Below are 20,911 nucleotides of genomic sequence, written 5' to 3' on the forward strand. Positions count from 1 at the left end.
GCGATGAGCCTACTGGAAATCCGCAATCTCGACCTCTCCTTCACCAGCTACGGCCGCACCCAGAGCGTGCTGCGCGACGTGTCGCTGAAGATCGCCGAGGGCCAGCGCGTGGCGCTGATCGGCGAGACCGGCTCGGGCAAGTCGGTGACGTCGAAGGCGGTGCTGAACACGCTGCCCGGCAATGCCCGCGTCACCGGCGGCGAGATCCTGTGGCGCGGCGAGGACCTGCTGCAGAAGAGCGAGGCGGCGCGCGAGGGGCTCAAGGGCATCGAGATGTCGGTGGTCATGCAGGACCCGCTCTCCTCCTTCAACCCGGTCTTCACCATCGGCCGGCACCTGCAGGACGTGCTCTACTGGGCCGACCGCCGCGCCGGGCGCCGCGCGAGCCGGGCCGACCGGGCGCGGCGCATCGCCGAGGTGCTGCGCAAGGTGCAGTTGGCCGAGCCCGAGCGCGTGATGCGGGCCTACCCGGCGCAGCTTTCGGGCGGGATGCGCCAGCGGGTGCTGATCGCGCTGGCGCTGATGAACCGGCCGGCGCTTCTGATCGCCGACGAGCCGGGCACCGCGCTGGATGTCACCACGCAGGACGAGATCCTGGCGCTGATCAACCGGCTGGTGCGCGAGGAGGGGCTGTCGCTTCTGATGATCACCCACAATCTCGGGGTGGTGCGGCTGACGGCCGACTACGTCTACGTGATGAACCGCGGCGAGGTGGTCGAGCACGGGCCGATCGCCGAGATCTTCGAGGCGCCGAAGACCGACTACACGCGCGAGCTGATCGGGGCGATTCCGCCGCTTTACGGCGAAGGCGTCAAGGACCAGCCGGTCTCGGGCGGCGGGTCTCTGGTCCGGCTCGAGGGCATCTCCAAGAGCTTCACCGAGAAGCGGCTTCTGCGCCCCGACCGCGAGGTGGCGGCGGTGAAGGGGGTCGATCTCGACATCGCGAAGGGCGAGATCATGGGTCTCGCGGGGGAGAGCGGGTCGGGCAAGACCACGCTGGCGCGGATCGTCATGGGGATCATGCGCCCGAGCGCGGGGCGGGTCACGATCGACGGCGTGCCGCTCGACCAGATGCAGGGCGGGCGGGCCGACCGCGCGATGGCGCAGATCGTCTACCAGAACCCCGGCACCTCGCTGAACCCCAAGCGCACCGTGGCGCAGACGCTGGAGGTGCCCTTGCGCTTCGCCGGGCATGACGGGCGCGCGGGGTCGCGCCGCTCGGAGGCGCTGCTCGAGCGGGTCGGGCTGCCGCGCCACTTCGCCAGCCGCTACCCGCACGAGCTGTCGGGCGGGCAGAAGCAGCGCGTGGCGATCGCCCGGGCGCTGGCGGCCGACCCGAAGCTGATCGTGCTCGACGAGCCGACATCGGCGCTCGACGTGGCGGTGCAGAAGCGGGTGATCGCGCTTCTGGAGGAGCTGCGCGACGAGCTGGGGCTGACCTATCTCTTCATCAGCCACGACCTGTCGCTGATGCGAAATTTCTGCTCGCGCATCGCGGTGATGCTGCGCGGCGAGCTGGTCGAGCAGGGCACGCCTTCGGAGGTCTTCGGCGCGCCCGCCCATCCCTATACCCGCGCGCTGATCGCGGCGATCCCGGTCGTCACCGACGCCGAGGAGGCCGCTAAGCCGCGCGTCACACTCGAAGAGAAACAACGCTTTCTCGTGCCCTCGGCGGCATGAGCTGGAAGGAGAGAGACATGGTGGTGAGACTCGGCATCGACGTGGGAGGCACCAACACCGACGCGGTGATCCTGCGCGACCGCGAGGTGCTGGCGGGGGTCAAGGCCTCGACCACGGAGGACGTGATCGGCGGCATCAGCGCGGCGCTGGAGGCGGTGATCGCCAAGGCCGGCATCGGGCGCGACGAGATCGACGTGACGATGATCGGCACCACGCATTTCACCAACGCCGTGATCGAGCGGCGCGGGCTCGACCCGGTGGCGGCGATCCGGCTGGGCCTGCCGGCCACCGCCTGCCTGCCGCCGATGGTCGACTGGCCCGAGGACCTGGTCGAGATGGTCGGCGGCCACCGCTACCTGTTGCGCGGCGGCTACGAGTTCGACGGCCGCGAGATCGCCGCGCTCGACGAGGACGAGCTGGTGCGCATCGCCGGCGAGATCGCCGAGAAGGGCATCCGCGCCGCCGCGATCTCCTCGGTGTTCTCGCCGATCAACCGCGGCATGGAGGAGCGCGCCCGCGAGATCCTGCAGGCGCATTGCCCGGAGCTGCCGGTGGTGCTGTCGAGCGAGATCGGCCGGATCGGCCTGCTCGAGCGCGAGAGCGCGGCGATCATGAACGCGGCCCTTCTGGGCCTGTCGGACCGCACCGTCGACGCCTTCGGCGCGGCGCTGGCCGAGGCCGGGCTGACCTGCCCCTTCTTCGTGACCCAGAACGACGGCACCCTGATGGGCGCCGAGATGGTGCGCCGCTTCCCGGTGCTCACCTTCGCCTCGGGGCCGACCAACTCGATGCGCGGCGCCGCCTTCCTCACCGGCGTGAAGGAGGCGATCGTGATCGACATCGGCGGCACCACCACCGATGTCGGCGCGCTGCAGCACGGCTTCCCGCGGCAGGCCTCGACGGTCGTCGACGTGGGCGGCGTGCGCACCAACTTCCGCATGCCCGACGTGTTCTCGATCGGTCTGGGCGGCGGCAGCATCGTGCAGGGCGGGGCCTCCGACCTGGCGATCGGGCCCAAATCCGTGGGCTACCGGCTGACCCGCGAGGCGCTGGTCTTCGGCGGCGAGACGCTGACCACCACCGACATCGCGGTGCGCGCCGGCATGGCCGAGGTGGGCGAGCCCGAGCGCGCGGCCGGCATCGACGACGACCTCGTCGCCGCGGCGCGGGCGCGCATCGCCGAAATGCTCGAGGCGGCGGTCGAGCGCAGCCGCATCAGCCCCGACCCGATCCCGGTGATCGCGGTGGGCGGCGGCTCGATCCTCGCGCCGGAGCGGATCGGCGATCTCGAGGTGCTGCGCCCCGAGAACTTCGCCGTGGCCAACGCCGTGGGTGCCGCGATCGCGCAGATCTCGGGCGAGGTCGACCGGATCTTCGCGCTCGACGGCACGACGCGCGAGGACTGCCTCGCCGCGGCCGAGAGCGAGGCCCGCGCCGCCGCCGTGGCGGCCGGGGCGGTCGAGGAGACGCTTTCGGTGATCGAGCGCGAGGACGTGCCGCTGGCCTACCTGCCCGGCAACGCCACGCGCATCCATCTCAAGGTGGTCGGCGACATGGGAGGCGTTCATGCGTGATCTGGCTGACAAGTGCTGGAGCCTGACCGAGGCCGACATCGAGGCGCTGGAGATCGGCTCCGGCATCCTCGGCACCGGCGGCGGCGGCAACCCCTATATCGGCAAGCTGCGCGCCCGCGAGGCGCTGCGCTCGGGGCTGGAGCTGAAGATCCTGCCGATCGAGGCGCTCGAGGACGAGGCGAAGGTGGTGCCGATGGGCGGCATCGGCGCGCCCTTGGTGTCCTTCGAGCGGATCAAGGAGGGGCGCGAGGGGCTGCGCTGCCTGCGCGCTCTCGAAGAACGCATGGGCTTCACCGCCGACGCGGTGGGCTGCGAGGAGATCGGCGGCCAGAATTCGATGGAGCCGCTGGTCACCGCCGCGATGGCCGGGCTGCCGGTGGTGGATGGCGACGGCATGGGCCGCGCCTTCCCCGAGATGCAGATGACCACCTACGCGATCTACGGCCACCGCTCGACCCCGTCGGTGATGTGCGACCCGCATGGCAACGCGGTGATCTTCGACCACGCGATCAGCGAGAAGTGGCACGAGACCATGGCGCGGGCCTGCGTGATCGCGCAGGGCGGGGCCTCGGTGCTGGCCTCGGCGCCGATGTCGGGCGCCTTCTTCAAGCGTCACGCCATCCCGCACAGCTACACCCAGGCGATCGGGCTGGGGCGCGCGGTGATCGAGGCGCGGCGCGCGCATGAGGACCCGATCGCCGCGATCTGCGCGCGCGAGAAGGGGCGGCGCATGTTCTCGGGCAAGATCACCGATCTCAAGCGGCATTTCCGCGGCGGCTTCAATGTCGGCGTGGCCGCGATCGAGGGGCTCGAGGATTGCCGCGGCTCGCAGGGCGAGATCACCATCCAGAACGAGTTCCTGATCTTCCGCCGCGACGGCGAGATGCAGGTCTGCGTGCCCGACCTCGTGGTGGTGCTCGACCTCGACAGCGGCTTGCCGATCACCACCGAGGTGCTGCGCTACGGCCAGCGCGTCGCGGTGCTGGCGCTGCCCTGCCACGAGCTTCTGCGCACGCCGCAGGCGCTCGAGGTGATCGGGCCGGGGGCCTTCGGCTTCCCCGATCTCGTCTACCGCCCGATGTCGGAGGCGGCGTGATGGCGCTCGAGATCACGGCCGACGACATGGAGGCGATCGCGCTTGGCGGCGCCTTCCTTGGCACCGGCGGCGGCGGCGATCCCTATATCGGCAAGCTGATGGCGCGCGCCGCGATCGGCGAGGGCGCGGTGCGGGTGGCCGACCTGTCGGAGGTGCCCGACGACGCGCTCTGCGTGCCGGTCTGCATGATGGGCGCGCCGACGGTGATGCTGGAGAAGCTGCCGAGCGGCGAGGAGGCGCTGGCCGCGCTCTCGGCGCTCGAGGCCTATCTGGGGCGCAAGGCGGACTACCTCGTCTGCATCGAGGCAGGCGGGCTGAACTCGACCATCCCCTTCGCGGTGGCGGCGGCCACGGGGCTGCCGCTGGTCGATGCCGACGGCATGGGCCGGGCCTTTCCCGAGCTGCAGATGGTCAGCCTGACGCTGCACGACATCGGCGCGAGCCCGATGGTGCTGGCCGACGACAAGGGCAATTCGAGCGTGCTGAACGCGGTGTCGAACCTCTGGACCGAGCGGTTGGCCCGCGCCCAGACCATCGAGATGGGCGGCGCGGCGCTGGTCGCGCTCTACCCGATGGTGGGGGCGGCGGCCAAGCGCGGCCTCTTGAAGGGCACGCTCGGGCTGGTGCACGAGATCGGCCGCACCATCGCGGCCGAGCGCGCCGCCAACCGCCACCCCGGCGACGCGCTGATCGCGCGCTGCGGCGGGCATGACCTGTGCACCGCGCGGGTGGTCGACATCGACCGCCGCACCACCGGCGGCTTTGCCCGCGGCCGGGCGCGGCTGCGCGGGCTCGACGCCGACCAGGGGCGGGAATTCGTGCTGTCGTTCCAGAACGAGTTCCTCTGCCTCGAGGACGATGCCGGCCGGCCGATGGCGCTGACGCCGGACCTGATCTGCGCGCTCGACGCCGATGGCGGGCTGCCGGTGACGACCGAGACGCTGCGCTACGGGCTGGGGCTGCGGCTGATCGGCCTGCCGGCCGATCCGCAATGGCGCAGCCCGGCCGGGCTGGAATTGGCCGGGCCACAATACTTCGGCTACGACCACGCGTTTTCCCCGATCGAGACCCTGGCCAAGGGCGTGTAAGACCCGCGGCCCCCAACAGGAGAGTGAGACGATGAAACAGCTACTGGGCGCCTCGGCGCTGGCCCTCGCGGCGGCGCTGCCGGCGCAGGCGCAGGACGACAAGGTCGCGGTGACGGTGAACGCGGTGCAGATCTTCGGCACCATCGATCCGGCCAAGATCAACGACTACACGGAGTACATGGCGGCGGTGAACCTCTATGACGGTCTCACCACCGTCGACGGCAGCGGCGCCGTGGTGCCGCAGCTGGCCGAGAGCTGGGAGATCTCGGAGGACAGCCTGACCTACACCTTCACGCTGAAGCCCGACGCCACCTTCCAGGACGGCAGCCCGGTCACCGCCGGCGACGTGGTCTACTCGCTGCGCCGGATGCTGGCGCTGAACGAGGGGCCGAGCTACCTGTTCAAGGACCTCGTCGCCGAGGATGCGGTGAAGGCGCTCGACGAGCGGACCGTCGAGATCACCCTGTCGAAGGTCTACGCGCCCTTCATCTCGGTGACGCCGCTGGTGCTGGTGGTCAATGAGGCCGCGGTCGAGGCCGAGGCGGGCGAGGGCGACGCATGGGGCGAGCAGCTGCTGGCCGAGGCCGGCTACGGCGCCGGGCCCTACGCGCTGCAGAGCTGGGACCGGGGCGCGCAGATGACGCTGTCGCGCTACGCCGACTACCATGGCGGCTTTCCCGAGGCCGGGCGCCCGATCGACGAGCTGCGCTTCGTGGTGACGCGCGACGAGGCGACGGTGCGGGCGCTGGCGCAGCGCGGCGAGCTGGGCATCTCCTCGCAGTACCAGTCGACCGAGACCTATGACGGCATCGCCGCGGTCGAGGGCTACGAGATCCTGACCGCGCCGACCGCGACCGGGCTCTACATCAAGCTCAACAACCAGAAGGCGCCGACCGACGACGTGCATGTGCGCCGCGCCATCGCCATGGCGATGGACTACGCCACGATCCGCGAGGTGATCTATCCGGGCGCGCCGCTGAAGGGCCCGCTGGCCGACGCCTTCGAGGCGGCGGTGCCGGCGGATGCCAAGGCGCCGGAATTCGACCTCGCCGCCGCGCAGGCGGAGCTCGCGAAGTCGCCCTATGCCGGGCAGGGGCCGATCGAGCTGGTGCACACCTATGTCTCGAAGACCGCCTTCGAGGAGGAGATCGCGCTGCTGTTCAAGGCGACGCTCGACAGCATCGGCTTCGACGTGACGATCCAGCCCGAGCCGTGGAACCGGATCACCGAACTCGCCACCTCGGTCGAGACGACGCCGCACGCCACGCAGGTGTTCTACGGGCCGACCTATCCTTCGCCGGACTCGGTGTTCTACGTGCAGTACGCCTCCGACGCGGCGGGCACGTGGTCGAGCATGGACTGGGTCGACGACCCGGCGATCGACGAGATGATCGCCGCCTCGCGCGCCGAGACCGACACCGAGGCGCGCAACGGCATCTACCAGGACATCTACGCCAAGCTGGTCGAGGACCAGCGCTCGGTCTGGCTTCTGACGCAGGAGCGCCGCCACGCGGTCAATGCCTGCCTCGAGGGCTTCGAGTGGGTGCCGATGCAGAGCTGGGAGTTCGACTTCTCGCGCTACCACTGGAACTGCGACTGACCCCGCTTGCGCCGCCCCGCCGGGGCGGCGCATCGCGCGCCTTGCGCTGGCTGCAACCCGGGCAGTCTCTCTCGCAGGTTGTCCCCCACACCGCGCGGCGTATGTTCGCGGTCAGGGAGGGGACGGATCTTCAAGCGAGAGAGACAGTCCCATGGCATTCACCACGACGCAGGCCACCGATCACCGGAACCTCGGCGAGATCGCCCTGGCGCCGCTGCGCGCGATCTTCCGCGTGTTCGTCGCGATGGCCGAATCCGGCCCGCGCATGCAGCAGCTGCGCAAGCTGAACGAAACCACCGACGAGGAACTGGCCGCGAAGGGCCTGACCCGCGCCGGCGAAGTGCAGCGGATCTTCGGCGGCTCGCTCTACCTGTAAGGCCGGGCCTCGCCGGGGGGCCGGGCGCGCCCGCCGGCCCCGCGCGCGGCGCGGGCCTAGTCGATGTCCTTCAGGAAGGTCGCGCCGTCCACCACCACGCCGAGCACCTCGAGATCGTCGTCGAGCAGCGTCAGCGAGGCGCGGTAGCCCGGCGCGACGCGGCCCAGCTCGTGCCCGAGCCCGAGCGCCGCGGCCGGTGTGGTCGAGGCCATGCGCAGCGCCTCGGCGCGGGTCGCGCCGCCCATCCCGATCATGTTGCGCACCGCCTCGTCCATCGCCAGATGCGCGCCGGCCAGCCGCCCCTCGGCATCGGCGAGCCGGCCACCCCGCTGCGCGATGCGCTTGCCGTTGATCGTGAAGGCGGCGTCGGGCGCCGCGAGCGTCGCCATCGCGTCGGTCACGAGGCAGAGGCGGCGCGCGCCCTTGCAGCGCAGCGCCAGAGCGAGGCTCTGGCCGTGGACGTGGATGCCGTCGGCGATGAGCCCGGCAAAAAGCCGGTCGTCGCCCAGAAGCGCGCCGACGAGGCCGGGGCCGCGGCCGGTGAGCTGCGACATGGCGTTGTAGAGATGCGTGCCGCCGCGAAGCCCCTCATCCGCGGCCGAGGCCACCTCTTCCAGCGTCGCCTCGCTGTGGCCGGCGAAGACCCGCAGGCCGGCGGCGGCGAGCCGGGCGATGGTGCCCGGCGGCACCTCCTCCGGCGCGAGGGTGAGCAGGAGCGGCCCGCCGATGCCGCGCTCGAGCACCGCGACGTCCTCGGGCGCGATCGGGCGGATCGCGGCGGGCGGGTGGATGCCGGGGCGGCGGGGCGACAGGAACGGCCCCTCGAGATGCAGGCCGAGGATGCCGGGCAGGCGCGCGCGCAGCGCCGCGCGCACCGCGTCCATCGCGGCGGCATAGGCGCGGCCCGGCGCGGTCACGAAGGTCGGCAGCAGATGCGCGGTGCCGCCGCGCCGCGCCGCGCGGGCGATGCGCGCGAGCGTCTCGGGCTCCGGCGCGTCGTTGAACATCACGCCGTCGCCGCCATTGATCTGCAGGTCGATGAAGCCCGGCGCGGCGATGGGCACGCGCAGGCGCGGCAGGCCGGCCGGCGCGGCCTCGGCCGAGGTCACGGCGAGGATCCGGCCCTCCTCGACGATCACGGCGCGGCCCGGCCGCGGCAGCGCGCCGTCGCCGTCATAGAGCTGGCCGGGCAGCAGGACGAAGCGGGCGGCGTCAGGCAAGGCACGGCTCCCGGCCCTCGGGGTGCACGGTCTCGTAGTAGTCGCGCAGCTCCAACTTGGCCGCCGCGGCGGCGTCGAGCACGATGGTGGCGGCGGGGTGCATCTGCAGCGCCGAGGCCGGGCAGCGGGCGCTGACCGGGCCCTCGACCATCGCCGCGACCGCCTGCGCCTTGTGCGCGCCGGTGGCCAGCAGCAGCGCATGGCGCGCGCGCAGGATGGTGGCGATGCCCATGGTGATGGCGTGGCGCGGCACCTCTTCGCCCGGGCCGAAGAAGCGGGCATTGGCGGCCCGCGTGGCGTGGTTCAGCGTCTTGACGCGCGTGGGCGAGGCCAGCGAGGAGCTGGGCTCGTTGAAGCCGATATGGCCGTTCGCGCCGAGGCCGAGGAGCTGCAGGTCGATGCCGCCCGAAGCCGCGATCGCGGCCTCGTAGCGCGCGGCCTCGGCGGCGGCGTCGGGCGCGTCGCCCCGCGGCAGGTTCAGGCGGGCCGGGTCGAGCCCCGCCGGCGCGGCGAGATGGGCGCGCATGAAGGCGTGGTAGGATTGCGGGTGCCGGGGCGGCAGGCCGACATATTCGTCGAGGTTGAAGCCGGTCATGCGGTCGAGCGCGACCTGGCCCGACCGGGCCTGTGCGACGAGCCGGGCATAGACCGGCTCCATCGTGCCGCCGGTGGCGAGGCCCAGCACCGCCTCGGGCCGCGCGACGAGGGTCCGGGCGATGATGTCGGCCACGCGCGCGGCGGCGGCGTCCGGGTCCGGCAGGATGAGGATCTTCATGGGGTCTGTCTTCCGGCGTTGGGGGAGGGGGGCGCGGGGCCCGGTCAGGCGGGCGGGTCGAGCGCGGCGATCCGGGCCTTGAGGGCGCGGATGCGCCCGGCCTCGGTGCGCGCGCGGCTTGCGGCGGCGAAGCCCATCGCGACGATCTCGGGCGGGTTGGGCGCGGCCGTGCCGCAGGAGGCGTGGAAGGCGCCGATTCCGGTCGCGCGGGCGAGGTCGGCCACGTTGTCGGGGGTGACGCCGGCGCCGGCCATGACCTCGATCCGCCCGGCGGCGTGTCGGTGCATCCGCGCCAGCATCTCCGCGCCGTCGGGCGCGCGAAGGGCCTGGCCCGAGCTCAGCACCCGCTCGAACCCCAGCGCCACGGCCTGATCGACCGCCGCGAGCGGGTCGGGGACGAGGTCGATCACCCGGTGCAGCGTCCGGCCCATGCCGTGGGCGGCGGCGCAGAGCGTCTCGAGCACGGCCATGTCGAGGGTGCCGTCGGGCCGGGCGACGCCGAGCACGACGCCTGCGAGGCCGCAGTCGCGGGCCATGGCGATGTCGTCGCGCATCACCGCGAGATCGTCCGGCGTGGCGACGAAGCCGCCGGCGCGCGGGCGGATCATCGCGTAGACCGGCAGGCCCGAGCGCGCCGCGGCGCGCATCAGGCCGGGGCCGGGCGTCAGCCCGCCGAGCGCCAGCGCGGCGCAGAGCTCGACCCGGTCGACGCCGGCGTCGCGGCAGGCGGCGAGGCCCTCGGCGTCGTCGATGCAGACCTCAAGCGTTCCGGTCATGGCCGCACCTCCCGGCATGGATCGCGGCGCCGATCAGGCCCGCATGGGGTTGCAGGACCGCCTGTCGCAGAAGCGGTGTGTCCGGCGGCGCGATCATGCGCGCGCGGACCTCGGCGTCGAGCGCGGCGACGAGGCGGGCGTCCTGCCCGAGCCCGCCGCCGACCGGCACGACCGAGGGGTCGATCAGGTTCGCCGCCGCCGCGAGCGCGCCGCCGACCACGTCGAGATAGAGGCCGAGCGTGCGCCCGGCGGCCGGGTCGCCCGCGTGCCAGGCCGACAGGATCTCGTGGCTGGTGGCGCGCCGGTCGTGCAGGTGGCGGTGCAACCGCTCGAGCCCGCGCGCGCCGCCCAGCGTGTCGACGCAAGCAGTCTGGCCGCAGCCGCAGGGCAGGCGGAGCAGGGCGGCGGGGTCGGTGGCCGAGGCCGGGCCGTGGCCCCATTCGCCGGCGGTGCCGGCGCGGCCCTCATGCACGCGGCCGTCGATCACCACCGCGCCGCCGATGCCGGTGCCGAGGATGGCGGCGAAGACCACGCGGTGGCCGGCGCCGCAGCCCAGCACGCCCTCGGCCAGGCCGAAGGCGTTGGCGTCGTTGATCACGTCGACCGGCAGGCCGAGCCGCTCGGTCAGATCGCGCGCGAGCGGGCGGCCGTGGATGCAGGGGATGTTGGCGCTGGAGAGGCGGCCGTTTCCCGGCGCGATCACCCCGGCGACCGAGACGCCGGCGCGGTGCGCGCCGGGCGGCAGGAGGGCGGCGAGCGCCGCGCAGAAGCCGTCGAAGTCGTCGGTGGGCGTTTGCACCTCGCCCAGCGGCTTCAGCCGGGCCGGGTCGCCGGAGGTGGGCGTGGCGGCGGCGATCTTGGAGCCGCCGATGTCGAATGCGCATATCATGCGGGTCTGTCCTGTTTCCTTGGCCCCGGTTTTTCGCTAACTCCCGGGGCGAACCTCGCGAGCTTTCCCGAATGCCCGATGATCCTGCCAGCCGCGACAAGCGGCCGACCATTGCCGATGTGGCGCGCCGCGCCGGCGTCGCGCCGGCGATCGTGTCGCGCGCGCTGTCGCCGGTGCGCCGGCCCGTCTCGCAGGAGAAGCGCGAGCGCGTGCTCAAGGCGGCGGCGGAGCTGGGCTACAACCAGAACCCGCTGGCGCGGGGGCTGGCGACCAAGTCGCTCGACCTCGTGGCGGTGCTGGTCAACCATCTCAACGACCTGTCGGATCTCGACCTGATCGACCCGCTGCTGGAGCGGATCCAGGCGCTCGGCAAGCAGGCGGTGCTGATCCGGGTGGGCGAGACCCGCCGGATCGAGGATTTCCTGCGCAACAGCGTCGCCTACCACGTGCACGCGGCGCTGGTGTTCTCGGACTTCGCCGACGCGCAGACGGTGCGCGAGCTGTTCCACAGCGACAACGTGCTGATGCTGAACGGGCGCGCCGACCTGCAATCGGCGCGGATCGTGGTCGACGACGCCGCCGGCATCGCCGCGGCGGTGGAGCGGGCGGCGGCGCGCGGGGCGCGGCGCGCGGTGCTGGTGACGGGGCGGGATTCGTCGCTGGTCGAGCAGGCGCGCTGCGGCTTCTACCGCAGCCACTGCGCCGCCAGCGGCATCGCGATCGCGCAAGAGATCCAAGGCGACTACTCCTATGCCTCGGGGCTGAAGGCGGCGGCGCGGATCGATCCGGAGGATGGCCCGGACGTGGTGTTCTGCACCTCGGACTCCATGGCGATGGGGGTGATGGACGGGCTGCGGCGGGCCGGGCTGCGGCCGCCGCAGGATTACCTGCTCTACGGCTTCGACGCGCTGAGCCGGACCAATTTCGATGCCTACGACATCTCGACCATCGGCTTCGACAAGAGCGTGCTGATCGAGCGGGTGGCGCTGTTTCTGAAGGATCCGGCCGGGTTCTCGGCGCGCGGCGAGCTGCACGAGATCCGCACCGGCTTCGTGCCGCGCGGCACGGGCTGAGGCGCGACGCCCCAGCCCGGTCGCGACGCTTACCAGAGCGTCTTCAGCTCGGGCGGGTTGGCGTCGTCGCCCCACCACTTCTTGTAGTTGGCCTCGTAGGCGCCCGACTGGATGTAGTCGGAGACGAACATGTCGATCCAGCGCTGGAAGGCGGGGTCGCCCTGCGCGATGGCGATGCCGATCGGGTCGTTCGAATGCAGGCCCGGCAGGGTCTTGAGGCTCTCTTCCTGGGTGGCGAGGTAGTCGAGCAGCGAGCTGTCCTCGATCCCGGCATCGACCCGCTTCTGGCGCAGCAGCAGCACGCCGTCGGGCGAGAAGTTGTCGGTGTAGACCAGCTCGGCGCCGGGCACCTCGCGCTTGAGGAAGGTCTCGCCGGTGGTGCCGCGGCCGACCACGACCTTCTTGCCGTCGAGATCGGCGATGCTGTCGATGCCCGAATCCGCCTGCGCGATGACCCGCAGGCCGGCGCGGTTGTAGGGGATCGAGAAGCTCACCGCGCGGGCGCGCGGCAGCGTCGCGGAGGTGTTGGCCACCACCACGTCGAGCTGGCCCGAGACCAGCATCGAGACGCGGGCATCGCCCGAGACGTCGGTGAACTCGACCGGCACGCCGATCTTCTCGGCCAGCATGGTGGCGACGTCGACGTCGTAGCCGACCGGGTTGTTGCGGTCGTCGCGGAAGCCGATCGGCTCGCCGCCCAGCGACACGCCGATCCGCACCACGCCGCGCTCGACGATGTCCTCGAGCGTGCCGGCGCTGGCGGCGCCGCCGAGCGTCAGCGCGGCGGCCGCGGCCATCACCGCGTTCTTCAACAGGGTCTTCATGGGGTCCTCCCTTGGTTTAAGACTGAAACTGCTCCGAGAGCCGGCGCTCCGGCTCTGCCATCTCCGGTGTCCAGATCCAGTAGGACACCGGGGCCCGGCCGAGAAGGTTGACCACCCGGTGCCGGCCGGACGCGTCGATGGCGTGGATCACCACCTCGCCGAGAAAGCCGGTCTCGAGCGCCAGCAGGTCGCGCGCGGCGGCCTCCACCGCCTGGTCGAGATCGTGGCCGAGCTGCATGGCGTGGACCACCGCGTGGGCGGTGGCGCTGCGCATGGTCATCTCGCCGGTATGGGTGCAGGCGGCGGCGCCGAAGCGGCTGTCGGCGTAGAAGCCGGCGCCGGGGATCGGGCTGTCGCCGAGCCGGCCGGGATATTTCCAGGCCCAGCCCGAGGTCGAGGTGACGGCCGCCATGTCGCCGCGGCCGTCGCGGCCGAGGAACACGGTGGTGTCGCGCACCCGCTCTGGGTCGGTGATCGCCTTGGAGAAGGGCGCGAGCGGCAGGTCGGGGAAGGCCTCCCGCTGGGCCGGGTCGAGCAGGCCCTCGAGCTTGTCCCACCACACGCGGGCGCTGTCGGGATGCAGCATCTCGTCGCGGCTGAAACCGCTTTCATCCGCGAACCTGCGCGCGCCGGCCCCGGTCAGCATGACATGCGGCAGGCGGCGCATCACCTCGCGCGCGAGCCGCGCCACCGGCAGGGTGCGCGGCACCGCGCCGACGGCGCCGACCTCGCGGGTGGTGCCGTCCATGACGCCGGCGTCGCATTCCATCTCGCCGATCATGTTGGGCCAGCCGCCATAGCCGACCGAGCGCACCGCCGGGTCGGCCTCGACATGGCCGATGCCCTCGACCAGCGCGTCGACGGCGCCGGTGCCGGCCTTCAGCGCGGCCACGGAATGGAAGAAGCCGGGCTCGGCCTCGCAGTTTGCAAGCAGGATCACGGGGTCAGTCTTTCGTCATCTTCGAGAGGAATTTGCGGATCCGCGGCACGGCGAGACCGCCCTCCTCGGAGAAGAAGGCCTCGGCCGGCATGTCGACGATCAGCTCGCCGGCCTCGAGGAACACGATGCGGTCGGAGATGCGGCGCGCGAACTCGATCTCGTGGGTGACGAAGACCATCGTCGTGCCCTCCGCCGCGAGCCGGGCGAGGATGTCGAGCACCTCGCCGGTCATCTCCGGGTCGAGCGCGCTGGTCACCTCGTCGAGCAAGAGGTAGCGCGGCTGCATCGCCAGCGCCCGGCAGATGCCGACGCGCTGGCGCTGGCCGCCCGAGAGGCGCTGCGGGTAGGCGTCGGCCTGCGCGGTGAGGCCGACCAGGTCGAGCAGCGCGCGGGCGCGGGTCTCGGCCTCGGCGCGGGGCTGGCCCAGCACGTGGATCGGCGCGAGCGTGACGTTCTGCAGCACCGTCATGTGCGGGTAGAGGTTGAACAGCTGGAACACCGTGGCCGAGCGGCGGCGCGCCGCGGCGAGGCCCGCGGCGGTCGAGACGTCGTTGCCGTCGACCCGGATGGCGCCGCCCGAGAGCGTCTCGAGCCCGTTGATGCAGCGGATCAGCGTCGACTTGCCCGAGCCCGAGGAGCCGAGGATCGTCACCACCTCGCCGGGTTCGACCTTGAGGTTGATGCGCTTGAGCACCTCGGCGCTGCCGAACCGCTTCTCGACGTTGTTGATCTCGATCATCAGAGTCCCTGCCACACGACGGATCTGCGCAGGTGCCGCTCGAGCCGGCCCCCGAGGGCGGCCAGCGCCTTGGCGCAGAGGTAATAGGTCAGCCCGATCACGCTCCAGACCACGAAGGGTTCGAGCGTGCGGAGGTTGAGGATGTTGCCGATCTTGGTCAGGTCGGCGACGCCGATCACCGAGATCAGCGAGGTGACCTGCAGCTGGTTCACCAGAAGCCCGATCAGCGGGCCGACCGAGAAGGCGGCGGCCTGCGGCGAGATGATCCGGCGCAGGATCTGCCAGCGGCTGTGGCCGAAGACCCGCGCCGCCTCGATCTGGTCGCGATCGACCGCCTCGACGCCGGAGCGGAAGATCACGAAGGCGAAGGCGGCGGTGTTGAGGCTCACCGTCAGCAGCGCCGCCGTCACCGGGGTCATGTTGACCTGGAAGAAGGCCGGCATCCCGAAGAACACCAGGAAGAGCTGCACCAGCACCGGCGAGTTCTTCAGAAGCTCGGTCACGGCGACGACGACATGGCCGATCACCGGCACGCGGTAGTAGTGCAGCACCGTCAGCGCCGCGCCGAGCGCGAGACCGATCAGCGTGGTCGCGGCGAAGAGGCCGAGCGTGACGCCGAGGCCCTGCGCCAGGAGCACGAGGTCGTAGGGGGTGAAGTCGGCGTATCTCATGCCACCGCCTCCGGCATGCCGCGGTTGAGGCGGCGATGCACGCCCGCGACGGCGAGCGAGAGCGCATAGGTCAGGGCGGCGTAGAGCACCAGGAGCACGGCATAGACCTCGAACGGCATGAAGGTGGTGGCGGCGACGATCTTGGCGGTGCCGGTCAGCTCGTTGACGGTGATGGTCGACAGGATCGAGGAGGTCAGAACGAGGTTGATCAGCACCGAGCCCATCGGCCTGACCGAGACGCGCAGCGCGTTGGGCATGACGATGCGGCTGAAGATCTGCCAGCGGCCGAGGCCGAACACCCGCGCCGCCTCGATCACGCCCTGCTCGATCGACAGGATGCCGGCGCGGATCACGTCGGCGACGAAGGCGCCGCCGGCGATCGACATCGCCAGAACGCCGGTCTCGAAGGCGCCGATGTAGATGCCGAGCTCGGGCAGGCCGTAGAAGAAGAAGAACAGCTGCACGATGAAGGGCACGTTGCGGAACAGGTCACAGTAGACGGCGGCGACGGCGCGGGCGGCGCGGCTGCGCGCGGTGCGCAGCGAGGCGATCAGCGCGCCCAGCACCACCGCGCCCGCCACCGCCAGCACGCAGGCCGCGACGGTCAGCGCGAAGCCTTCGAGCAGGAACCCCAGATGGGGTTCGAGAGCGTTCCAGGACCTGATCACGTCGCCTCCTCCGCGCCGCCAAGAGTGAAAGCGGTTTCACTTAGGCGGTGGCGGGCGATCTTGTCAATGATGCAATCGTGTTTTCGCCGCGCGGGCGTGTCGGCGCGGGCATGCGGCCCCGCCCGGGCCGCCATGGTTGCACGGCGTGATCGGAATTGATCGGAACCGGCCGCTTTGCCGCGATACGGGCGATCGATTTGTGGAAAGCGTGCAGGGTTTCGATCAGTCAAGCGGTCATCGGAGGTCGAAATGATCAAGAAGAAGCGTCACGAACGGATCCTGGCCCTGCTGCGCAGCGACGGCATGATCGCCATCGCGCAGCTGGCGCGGCTGATGCCGGAGGTCTCCGAGGTGACGCTGCGCCGCGACGTGGCCGAGCTGGCCGAGGCGGGCGCGCTCAAGCGCACGCGGGGCGGGGCGACATTGCCCGACGCGGCGCTGCTCGATCCGGCGCGGGCGCGGGCGCCGCACCCGCTGGCCGGGCTCGACGCGGTGATCCTGCCGCCGGTGCCGGGGCCCGGCAGCGACGCGCTGCGCCACTGGATCACCCGGCGCGGCATCCCCTTCATCGCCGAGTCGGCGCCGCAGCGCGGCGGCTGCTATCTCGGCCCCGACAACCACGAGGCCGGCCGCGAGCTGGGCCGCCATGCCGGCCGGACGCTGTCGGGGCGGGCGCGGCTGAAGCTGCTGATGCTGACGCAGCCCGAGCTCGAGAACACCCGCGCCCGCGCCGGCGGCTTCGAGGCGGGGCTGCGCGAAAGCTTCGGCGGCGCGCTGGAGCTGGTCCGGGTCAACAGCCAGGGCCAGTTCCGCATCGCGCTGCGGGTCGCGCAGGACGCCATGGCCGCGCATCCCGACATCGACGCGGTGTTCGGCGTGAACGACCACGCGGCGCTCGGCGGGCTCGAGGCGGCGCGCCGCCGCGGCATGGAGGTCGCGGGCTTCGCCACCGGCGGCGAGCGCGACGACTTCGTCGAGCGGATGCGCGACGCGGCGCGGATCTGGGGCGTCGCGGCGCTGCATCCGCGCCGCGTGGGTGCGATGGCGCTCGATGCCGTGGCCGCGGCGCTGCGCGGCACGCCGCTGCCCGAGGACATCGTGACGCCCTTCACCATCGTCACGCCAGACACGCTAGAGGCCTTCGCGCATCGCGACCGCGTGCTGCCCGACCCGGTGCGGCGGGGCTCCTCGCTGGCCGGGCGGCGGGTCGGCTTCATGCCGCATTACCCGGCGCATGACTGGTATCGCAGCCTCGGCCAGTCTCTGGCGAGCCGGGCCGAGGCGCTGGGGCTCGAACTGGTGGTGATCCCGCCGCATGAGGGCATCGCCGCCGAGGTGGCGCGGCTCAGGGGCGAGATCGCCGAGACCGCCGCGGCGATGGTGCGCGACGGCGAGACGATCATCCTCGGCACCGGCGAGGCGGTGCTGCAGATGGCCGGCGCGCTGCGCCGCCGCGCCGCGGAGGGCGGCTTTGCCGTGACGGTCGTGACCAACGCGCTCGACGTGCTCGAGCGGCTCGACGGCGCGGCGGGCATCCGCACGCTGCTGACGGCGGGCGAGTACCAGAGCGCCGACCGCTGCCTCGTGGGCCCCGCGATCGGCGCGCTGTTCGAACGGATGCGCGCCGACCGGGCCTTCCTGGCGGTGGCCGGGCTGACGCCGGGCTTCGGGGCCTCGGAGCAGGACGAGCGGCTGGCGCTGGCCGGGGCGCGGCTGCGCGAGGCCGCGCGCCAGACCGTGCTGCTGGCCGACCAGACGGTGATCGGCGCCGACGCGCTGCACCGGGTCGGCCGGGCCGAGGAGATCCACGCGGTGATCACCGACGAGGGCGCGCTTTCGGCCGACCGGCAGGCGCTGCGGGCGCTGGGGATCGACGTGATCACCGCCGGCGAGGAGGCCGCGCTGCCGGCCGGCGCCGCGCGAAGCTGAGTTCAAGAGGAGGAGAACGACATGAAACGACTGCTGACGACATCCACCGCCGCGCTGCTGCTGGCCGGCCCCGCCTTCGCCCAGGAGGTCACGCTGCAGTTCTGGGACAACCAGCAGACCGAGAGCGGGCTTTCGCAGTACCAGCAGGAGGCGGTGGACCGCTTCATGCAGGAGAACCCCGAGATCCGCGTCGAGGTCACGACGATCCCCTACCCGGAATACCAGCAGCGGCTGCTCACGGCCGTGCAGGGCGGCAACGCGCCCGACATCGCCACGCTCGACCAGATCTGGACCGGCGCCTTCGCCGCCGCGGGCGCGCTGGTGCCGCTGGACGAGCGGGCCGAGGCGGCGGGCGTGTCGCGCGACGCCTTCTTCGGCGGCGCCTGGGATTCGGCGGTCTACGAGGACGGCCTCTACGGCATCCCGTTCAACGTCGATGTCTGGCAGTTCTCCTTCTTCAACCGCGCGCTGCTCGAGGAGGCGGGGGTCGCGCCCGAGCGGCTCGCGACCTTCGAGGGGCTGCGCGAGGCGGCCGAGGCGCTGAGCGGCGAGGGCCGGTTCGGGGTCGGGCTGTTCGGCCACCAGGGCGAGGACACCGTCGTGGTCGCCAACTCCTTCATCTTCTCCAACGGCGGGCAGGTGCTGGCCGAGGACGGCAGCTGCGCGCTCGACGAGCCGGCGGCGGTCGAGGCGCTGCAATACCTGCAGGAGCTGTCGCAGTTCGCGCCGAGCGGCATCCTCAACGCCTCGTCGGGCGACATGCGAGAGCTGTTCCTCAACGGCTCGCTGGCGATCGAGTTCTGGCCGGCGCTCGAGCAGCCGACCCTGCAGGCGAGCGACATCGACTGGGGCTTCGCGGTCGGCACCGCGCCAGAGGGCGAGACGCCGGTCGGCACCTTCGGCGGCTGGAACCTGTCGGTGTTCGAAAGCTCCGAGCACAAGGACGCAGCCTGGAAGTTCATCGAGTTTCTGACCCGCGAGGACGTCAACGGCGACGTGGTCGACCTGATCCCCGCCAATGTCGCCGCGGCCGAGAGCTTCCTTGCGGCCAACCGCGAGGGCGCCGACCGGATCATGGCGCATCTCGAGAACGCCGCGCCGCGGCCGCTCTCGCCGCATTACCTGCAGATCGCCGATGCGCAGATGGACCTCTACCAGGACATCTATTCCGGCGCCGAGGTGGCGGCCGCGGCCGAGGAAGCCTGCGCGCGCATCGACCAGCTGCGCTGAGACCAGCGCCGGTCCGGCCAGACCGGACCGGCCCCCAACCGGAGATCCGCATGACCCGCCGCGACCAATGGCTGCTGTGGCTGTTTTTGGCCCCGACGCTCCTGCTGATGGGCGTCTTCCTGTACTACCCGATGATCGGCACCGTCTGGGAAAGCCTGCACCAGAGCTCCTTCATCTCGCCCGACCCCGAATTCGTCGGCGCGCAGATCTACAGCCGGGTGCTCGACGACCCCGACTTCGGCACGATCCTGGCCAATTCGCTGGTCTGGACCGTGGGCGTGGTGGCGCTGCAGAACGTGCTGGGCTTCGCCGCCGCGATGCTGCTCAACCAGGGCCTGCCGATGCAGGGCGTGCTGCGGGCGCTGGTGCTGATGCCCTTCATCCTGCCCGGCGTCGTGACCGCCATCCTGTGGCGCTTCATGTACGACCCGCAGCTCGGGCTGGTGAACTCGCTGATGATCCGCACCGGTCTGGTCGAGGACAGCGCCGCCTGGCTCGCCGATCCGGGCACCGCGATGGCGGCGGTGATCTTCGTCGCGGTCTGGAAGGGCTTTCCCTTCTCGATGCTGATCTATCTCGCCGCGCTCCAGAACGTCGACGAGAGCCAACTCGAGGCCGCGACGCTCGACGGCGCGGGGCCGGTGCGCAAGCTCTTCGACGTGGTGCTGCCGGCGATCCGCCACGTGGTGCTGGTCAACATCGTGCTGACGCTGATCCTGACCTTCAACTACTTCGACATCGTCTGGGTCCTGACCCGCGGCGGGCCGCAGGACAGCACCCACATCTTCCCCACGAAAATCTACGAGACCGGGTTCGGTCAGTTCCAGTTCGGCGAGGCGGCGACCTACGGCGTCATGTCGATCCTGGTGCTGGCGGTGCTGGTGGCGCTCTACGTGATCGTCGAGCGCGGCACCTCCCGGCGGAGGCCCGAGGCATGACCCATACCCGTCGCACCCGCGCCGCCATCGTGGCCGGCCAGATCCTGCTCGCCGCGTTCGTGCTGCTGCCGTTCTTCTGGATGTTTTCGGTCAGCCTGAAGCCGCCCTCGGAGCCCTTCGCGATCCCGGCCCGGCTCTGGCCCGAGGATCCGACCCTGTCGAACTACGTCACCGCCTTCCGGCCGGAGTTCCGGACCTACTTCCTGAACTCGCTGATCGTCTCGGCGGCCTCGGTGACGATCTGCGTCACGCTGGCGCTGCTGGCCGCCTATGCCTTCTCGCGCGGGGCGCTGATCGCGCTGACGGCGCTGATGGGGATGGTGGTGCTGGCGCAGATGTTCCCGCATTCGGCGATCATCATCCCGATCTACAAGATGATGCGGAGCGCCGACCTGCTCGACACCAAGATCGCGCTGATCATCGCCTATGTCTCGGTGACGCTGCCGGTGGCGATCTGGATGCTGCGCGGCTTCCTCGTGAAGCTGCCGGTGGCGCTCGAGGAGGCGGCGGCGATCGACGGCGCGCATCCGCTGCGGCTGTTTTGGGAGATCGTCGTGCCGCTGGCCCGGCCGGGGATCATCGCCACCGCCGTCTACGTGCTGATCGTCACCTGGCAGGAGTTCCTCTTCGCGCTCTCCTTCACCTCGAGCAAGGCCGAGCGCACCCTGCCGGTGGGGCTGAACGACTTCATCGGCCAGTACGGCATCCGCTACGGCGAGCTGATGGCCTCCTCGGTGATGGTCTCGGCGCCGGTGATCGCCGTCTTCTTCTTCCTGCAACGCTACTTCGTCGCCGGCCTGACCGCCGGTGCGGTGAAAGGCTGAC

Annotated in this window: 21 protein-coding genes; 11 read left to right on the forward strand and 10 right to left on the reverse strand. The window is 71.5% G+C overall.

Features of this window, described 5'->3' with window-relative positions; translation table 11 throughout:
* The first annotated feature begins 3 nt into the window (after positions 1-3).
* The 6 genes from BLT43_RS13675 to BLT43_RS13700 all read left to right on the forward strand — a co-directional run bounded on the left by BLT43_RS13675 (position 4) and on the right by BLT43_RS13700 (position 7,414).
* Entirely contained in the window at positions 4-1,680 is a 1,677-nt protein-coding gene (locus tag BLT43_RS13675; RefSeq protein WP_090113693.1) for a dipeptide ABC transporter ATP-binding protein, read from the forward strand.
* A 17-nt stretch (positions 1,681-1,697) separates the two neighbouring features.
* Positions 1,698-3,254: a hydantoinase/oxoprolinase N-terminal domain-containing protein gene (locus tag BLT43_RS13680; protein ID WP_242652301.1), complete on the forward strand. Its 1,557-nt coding sequence runs from the start codon at positions 1,698-1,700 to the stop codon at positions 3,252-3,254.
* Positions 3,247-4,350: a DUF917 domain-containing protein gene (locus BLT43_RS13685; protein WP_090113695.1), complete on the forward strand. Its 1,104-nt coding sequence runs from the start codon at positions 3,247-3,249 to the stop codon at positions 4,348-4,350. The genes BLT43_RS13680 and BLT43_RS13685 overlap by 8 nt, the downstream gene beginning before the upstream one ends.
* Positions 4,350-5,438, forward strand: coding sequence for a DUF917 domain-containing protein (locus BLT43_RS13690; protein WP_090113697.1), 1,089 nt, complete (start codon positions 4,350-4,352; stop codon positions 5,436-5,438). Before BLT43_RS13685 ends, BLT43_RS13690 begins: the two co-directional genes overlap by 1 nt.
* A gap of 31 nt (positions 5,439-5,469) precedes the next feature.
* Positions 5,470-7,038: an ABC transporter substrate-binding protein gene (locus BLT43_RS13695; protein ID WP_090113699.1), complete on the forward strand. Its 1,569-nt coding sequence runs from the start codon at positions 5,470-5,472 to the stop codon at positions 7,036-7,038.
* A gap of 151 nt (positions 7,039-7,189) precedes the next feature.
* Positions 7,190-7,414: a hypothetical protein gene (locus tag BLT43_RS13700; RefSeq protein ID WP_090113701.1), complete on the forward strand. Its 225-nt coding sequence runs from the start codon at positions 7,190-7,192 to the stop codon at positions 7,412-7,414.
* Positions 7,415-7,470: 56 nt separating this feature from the next.
* Here BLT43_RS13700 and nagA read toward each other — a convergent pair whose 3' ends face one another.
* From nagA to BLT43_RS13720, 4 genes are read right to left on the reverse strand one after another with little or no spacing between them, the layout of a single operon-like run.
* Positions 7,471-8,634, reverse strand: a complete 1,164-nt coding sequence (nagA, locus tag BLT43_RS13705; RefSeq protein ID WP_207497556.1) for an N-acetylglucosamine-6-phosphate deacetylase — start codon at positions 8,632-8,634, stop codon at positions 7,471-7,473.
* A complete protein-coding gene (gene nagB / locus BLT43_RS13710) occupies positions 8,627-9,409 on the reverse strand; it encodes a glucosamine-6-phosphate deaminase (protein ID WP_090113703.1) in 783 nt (260 codons plus the stop codon). Before nagB ends, nagA begins: the two co-directional genes overlap by 8 nt.
* 44 nt (positions 9,410-9,453) lie before the next feature.
* Positions 9,454-10,185 (reverse strand): copper homeostasis protein CutC, encoded by a 732-nt coding sequence (locus BLT43_RS13715; protein ID WP_090113705.1) that lies wholly within the window; start codon positions 10,183-10,185, stop codon positions 9,454-9,456.
* Positions 10,169-11,074, reverse strand: a complete 906-nt coding sequence (locus BLT43_RS13720; RefSeq protein ID WP_090113706.1) for an ROK family protein — start codon at positions 11,072-11,074, stop codon at positions 10,169-10,171. Before BLT43_RS13720 ends, BLT43_RS13715 begins: the two co-directional genes overlap by 17 nt.
* A 71-nt stretch (positions 11,075-11,145) precedes the next feature.
* Between BLT43_RS13720 and BLT43_RS13725 the strand changes: the two genes are divergently transcribed.
* Positions 11,146-12,147 carry a LacI family DNA-binding transcriptional regulator gene (locus BLT43_RS13725; RefSeq protein WP_090113708.1) on the forward strand — a complete coding sequence of 334 codons (1,002 nt, stop codon included), beginning with the start codon at positions 11,146-11,148 and terminating at the stop codon, positions 12,145-12,147.
* Positions 12,148-12,176: 29 nt separating this feature from the next.
* Here the strand turns inward: BLT43_RS13725 and BLT43_RS13730 are convergent, their stop codons facing one another.
* The 6 genes from BLT43_RS13730 to BLT43_RS18940 are packed head-to-tail and all read right to left on the reverse strand — an operon-like array spanning position 12,177 to position 16,246.
* On the reverse strand, positions 12,177-12,971 hold the full coding sequence (locus tag BLT43_RS13730; protein ID WP_090113709.1) for a transporter substrate-binding domain-containing protein: 795 nt from the start codon (positions 12,969-12,971) through the stop codon (positions 12,177-12,179).
* Positions 12,972-12,987: 16 nt separating this feature from the next.
* Positions 12,988-13,911 (reverse strand): isoaspartyl peptidase/L-asparaginase, encoded by a 924-nt coding sequence (locus BLT43_RS13735; protein ID WP_090113711.1) that lies wholly within the window; start codon positions 13,909-13,911, stop codon positions 12,988-12,990.
* A gap of 4 nt (positions 13,912-13,915) precedes the next feature.
* The gene (locus tag BLT43_RS13740; RefSeq protein ID WP_090113713.1) at positions 13,916-14,650 is read right to left on the reverse strand and encodes an amino acid ABC transporter ATP-binding protein; all 735 of its coding nucleotides are present in this window, start codon (positions 14,648-14,650) and stop codon (positions 13,916-13,918) included.
* Positions 14,650-15,321, reverse strand: a complete 672-nt coding sequence (locus BLT43_RS13745) for an amino acid ABC transporter permease (protein WP_090113715.1) — start codon at positions 15,319-15,321, stop codon at positions 14,650-14,652. The genes BLT43_RS13740 and BLT43_RS13745 overlap by 1 nt, the downstream gene beginning before the upstream one ends.
* The gene (locus BLT43_RS13750) at positions 15,318-15,989 is read right to left on the reverse strand and encodes an amino acid ABC transporter permease (RefSeq protein ID WP_090113717.1); all 672 of its coding nucleotides are present in this window, start codon (positions 15,987-15,989) and stop codon (positions 15,318-15,320) included. The genes BLT43_RS13745 and BLT43_RS13750 overlap by 4 nt, the downstream gene beginning before the upstream one ends.
* Positions 15,986-16,246 (reverse strand): hypothetical protein, encoded by a 261-nt coding sequence (locus tag BLT43_RS18940; protein WP_131802656.1) that lies wholly within the window; start codon positions 16,244-16,246, stop codon positions 15,986-15,988. Before BLT43_RS18940 ends, BLT43_RS13750 begins: the two co-directional genes overlap by 4 nt.
* Here BLT43_RS18940 and BLT43_RS13755 point away from each other — a divergent pair.
* From BLT43_RS13755 to BLT43_RS13770, 4 genes are read left to right on the forward strand one after another with little or no spacing between them, the layout of a single operon-like run.
* Positions 16,239-17,918 (forward strand): substrate-binding domain-containing protein, encoded by a 1,680-nt coding sequence (locus BLT43_RS13755; protein ID WP_090113718.1) that lies wholly within the window; start codon positions 16,239-16,241, stop codon positions 17,916-17,918. The genes BLT43_RS18940 and BLT43_RS13755 overlap by 8 nt on opposite strands.
* Before the next feature lie 21 nt (positions 17,919-17,939).
* A complete protein-coding gene (locus BLT43_RS13760) occupies positions 17,940-19,148 on the forward strand; it encodes an ABC transporter substrate-binding protein (RefSeq protein ID WP_090113720.1) in 1,209 nt (402 codons plus the stop codon).
* A gap of 50 nt (positions 19,149-19,198) precedes the next feature.
* On the forward strand, positions 19,199-20,086 hold the full coding sequence (locus BLT43_RS13765) for a carbohydrate ABC transporter permease (RefSeq protein ID WP_090113721.1): 888 nt from the start codon (positions 19,199-19,201) through the stop codon (positions 20,084-20,086).
* The gene (locus BLT43_RS13770) at positions 20,083-20,910 is read left to right on the forward strand and encodes a carbohydrate ABC transporter permease (protein ID WP_090113723.1); all 828 of its coding nucleotides are present in this window, start codon (positions 20,083-20,085) and stop codon (positions 20,908-20,910) included. Before BLT43_RS13765 ends, BLT43_RS13770 begins: the two co-directional genes overlap by 4 nt.
* Position 20,911 lies beyond the last annotated feature (1 nt).

The sequence above is a fragment of the Limimaricola pyoseonensis genome, assembly GCF_900102015.1.
Lineage (GTDB): Bacteria > Pseudomonadota > Alphaproteobacteria > Rhodobacterales > Rhodobacteraceae > Limimaricola > Limimaricola pyoseonensis.